The sequence below is a fragment of the Barnesiella sp. CU968 genome, assembly GCF_905219685.1.
GTDB lineage: Bacteria > Bacteroidota > Bacteroidia > Bacteroidales > Muribaculaceae > Lepagella > Lepagella muris_A.
Genome location: NZ_CAJMXD010000289.1, coordinates 1 through 3892 on the forward strand (window position 1 = coordinate 1; position 3892 = coordinate 3892).

Annotated in this window: 1 protein-coding gene and 1 pseudogene; both read right to left on the bottom strand. The window is 40.3% G+C overall.

Annotated elements, in window-relative coordinates; genetic code table 11:
* A pseudogene (locus JX312_RS10370) lies at positions 1-250 on the bottom strand (YncE family protein); the annotation flags it as partial.
* Between the two features lie 2237 nt (positions 251-2487).
* Positions 2488-3892: PKD-like domain-containing protein (locus JX312_RS10375; protein ID WP_204457947.1), on the bottom strand; the 1405-nt coding region annotated here is incomplete at its 5' end.

The following is a 3892-nucleotide window of genomic DNA, read 5'->3' on the forward strand; positions in this document are numbered from 1 at the left end:
GCGCCACATCACCGAGTCTCATTCCGTTTGCGCGGAAAAACACCTCGTTCTGAACCTGATTCGTTGCCGGGTCATAATAGGAAAGCGTCGCGTTGCCATACTGGAAGTTTCCTTCGTTAGTAATGAACAGTCCTGAGCCGGTTGCATTAAAGTCTTCTACCACATCGCCGTAGTCCCACTCCATGCAGGAAGCGAGGGTGAGCGACAGAAGTGTTGTCAGGATATATAAGAGTTTCGGTTTGAATTTCATTTTAATAATTTGAAAACCTCGACCCGCTATTCAAGGTAATATACGAGCCGAGGTTTGGCAGAAAAATTTTAACTGTTTGAGCTGTTTTATTCAGCAGGTTTGCAACGACCTTCCTTCATGTCTTGCCATGTAGGATTATATTTACAGCCTGTTACCTCCCAATTTCCATCAGTCACTGAACCGTTTTCAATGACTGTGGCGAAAGTAGAGAAGTCAGAGAGTTTACCATTATTTTCAATCTTGATATTAGGTACAGAATTTAATGCGGGGAAAGAAACCTGAGAGCAGTTGGGAGCGGTACTTATAAATAATTTTTCCGAAACTGATTTAAGCTTGGGACAACTCAGCCCAGTGTAATTCAGAAATCCGCATAGCCCCCCTACGGATTCCAAGTCCGGAAGACTGATTTCAGACAGAGATTGTATAAATAGTCCTTTTCTCCTTTCTTCTGCCCCAAATCCAGCTCGACTCTTATTAATCCCAGACATATTTACAGATTGCAATTTGTCAAGTTTTAATCCTTTACCGTTCAATGACTGTAAACAAAAATAACCTCCGACTTTTTCCAGAGAGGAGAAATCAACTGATTTTGCCAAAGTAGAATTAAAGAAAAAATTTCCCTCAACCGATCTTATATTGGAAAGGTCAATTGATTTATTAGGGGAACTCTGCACCATTATATCTACATCACCTAAGATTTCTTCTAATGTAATCGGAAGATTCTTTCCGTTAGCTGCAAGATTGGAAAAGTCAAATTTACATGTGAAATCCGAAGCCTTTTTTAAATTAATTTCCGGTATGCATCTGTCAGCATAGCAGATTATAGCCATTTCAATATTCACATTGGATAAATCATCTATCGTCTTTAATTTGTCGAATGCCGTACCACCAGTATGTATAAAGGGAGTAACATCATTGAATGATTGAAAAGATGCATTGCTCAAGTCACAAACTACACCCTTCCCCTGAAGGCCCCATAAATTTTCAATGAAAACTCCACCAACCAAAGAAAGAGAGGATAAATTCGGTAATTCAGACATCGCACCAAAATTGGAGATATTCAGCGTACCTTTTACTTGTTTAAGACTATTTAACCCTACGATTCTCTCTAATGTTTGATTTAAATACTTAGCATACGCAGTAGATTCATAACGTCCAGATAATAATAAATTACCGTTTACTTCTGAAATCTCAGGAATCTCCAATGTTTTGAATTGCCAGCCAACTAAAAAGTCAATTTCACCTGCTGTTTGCAATTTCGGTAATCTTAAGGACTGGAAATTATCTGATGGCATATTTATTGAGAATTTTCCTGAGACATTTTCCAACGCCGGAAATTCCAATTGAGCTATTGGCGTATCTTTGATATCACTTGTACCATTCTCATGTCTGACTACTGAGTTATCGCTCAGATCAAGGTCTCCTCCGACATCTGCAAGTTTCGGGAAATAGAGTGTAATAAGAGCATCATCTTTGATATAGATGTCACCCTCAACTTTCGTGAGATTGTCAAACTCAATAAACTGAACCGCATTGTTGTTTAGCTCCAGATTTCCTGTAATTTCCTGAAGCTGCTCAAGGCGAAATCGGTAAGTGTCAGCACATGGTGATGGTGCCTCTTTTGTACCGAGCTGAATTCCACCGACTTTTGTGATATTGAGACCATCAAGGGCTTCTCCTTTGTAATTGTTAAGGATCTGTAACGAACCGGTTATTTCCTTAATACCTGACAATGCTTCAAGATTGTTGATTGAAGCCGTATTCTCGGCATTGTCACCGATTATAAGGTTGCCCTTGATGACAGAAACTTTTGTCTCGGCAAACGCATCCACGTCAGCCTGAGATTTCAAGACAACGTCACCGTCCGATTCTATTTCCGATTTTATCACTTTATAAGTGTATTCATTCTCTTTCCCATTGAAGGAGGTGACGCGGAAAATCATTTCATTTNCCCAGTCAGTGACAGTCTGGGGATTAGGAAGAATTTTCGCAGAGGGTGTATAGACCATGGATGCGGTAGCACCGTTGAGATCTACAGTATATGGCACTGTCATTACAATGTCATTACCTTCAATGACGGCATCATACGATTTGCCCTCTTTTGTCAATGTCAGAGCTGTGATGAAGTTATCATCTGCATCTGCCGGCATTTTGTCATCATCGGAACATCCCGCTATGAGAAGCGAGAATGTAACGAGAATTAGCGACCACACTTTTTTCATTGCTATGAAGTTGTATTATTTGTTTTTGAGTGAATTTCTATCCTCTATTGAGAAAACTTCGGTTGAGACTTCTCCAAATGAAACATGATATTCCTGAACAGCACACTGAACCTTAACAAAATCTATATAGTCCAACATTATAGGAGTTCCATCAGGATACATAGCATTTGATATTTTAAAACCGTTTTTCTGTGCTGTCCCATTTGAGTATGGTTCTTCAAAACTATCATTACCGACATTATCCACATATCCCCATTGATAAGGAGCATGTCCTGAATTACTCATTGTTCCGGGGATAAGTGTTCCCCTGATTGTATAAGATTCAGACATCCATAACGGGTAGTAATATTCCTGACTATGATACTGATTCCGCAGAACGCTACCTTCCTTACCAAAACAGTCAATATATCGATTATGCATGGCGTATGGTGCCGGACGGAAATATGTTACCTCATAATCCTGAATTGTTGTGGACTTACCCGTCTCTGAGCCTCGCAATTCATACCACTCATCATCTGGAAGCCCGTTACCGTTTGTATCCTGCATCACCCAGACAATACCGGGTTCATTAGAAGTGGCAAAGGCATTCCCTTGAACTGCAAAATCATAATCGTCTCCTTTTAGATTCTTTATACTATGGTCAAAGCCTACAATTATCGAACCGCCCCATGCTCCCAATGAAACGTACCATTCGTTAGCTAAATTACGCTCTGCGAAAGCTATAGCCAGTTCCATTGTTGTTTCATTACCAGTATATCCAAATGTCCCTCCCGCATATATAAACTGTCCGGGGGCAGGAGTAAATTCATATACCTTGTTGCATTTTTGCACACTTGAAGTTGTCAGGGGTCTGTATTTATCAGCAGGAGAGCCGGTCACACAAACAATCTTTGCAGTTGTGCTTACTGATGCGTCAGAATGTTCTGAATTCTCAGTGACGGTCACTGTCACCATGTAGTTGCCGGGAGATGAAGGAGTAAACGCGTATGTTTGAGATGAAGCATCAGCTATTTCCTTTCCGTCCACGCTCCACTTGAAAGTAGGATTAGTAAAATATTCAAGATGAGGTCTCAGGAAAACGGACTGACCGGGATAGACATATCTTACATTTTCCTCAGCCAGATAGTAAGGTTTCAAGAAGCTGACAACAAATGGCTCCGACTCCAAAACCTGAATTTTTAGGTCATAGGAAGTCTTGCCATCATCGTTTGAGGCGTTGATAGTGACAGTATATTCACCAATCTTATCCTCATTGAAAACATAAGTCTTTTCCCTTCCCACGACTTTGTTGTTAATTATCCATTCGATTTCGAAATTATCATCGTCATCATTCTGGATTTCCGGAGCCAAAGAATAATCTGTACCTTTTTTTACTTTCAGACCCTGAGGCGGTAGGAGGAACGATATTGTTGGTGGAAGA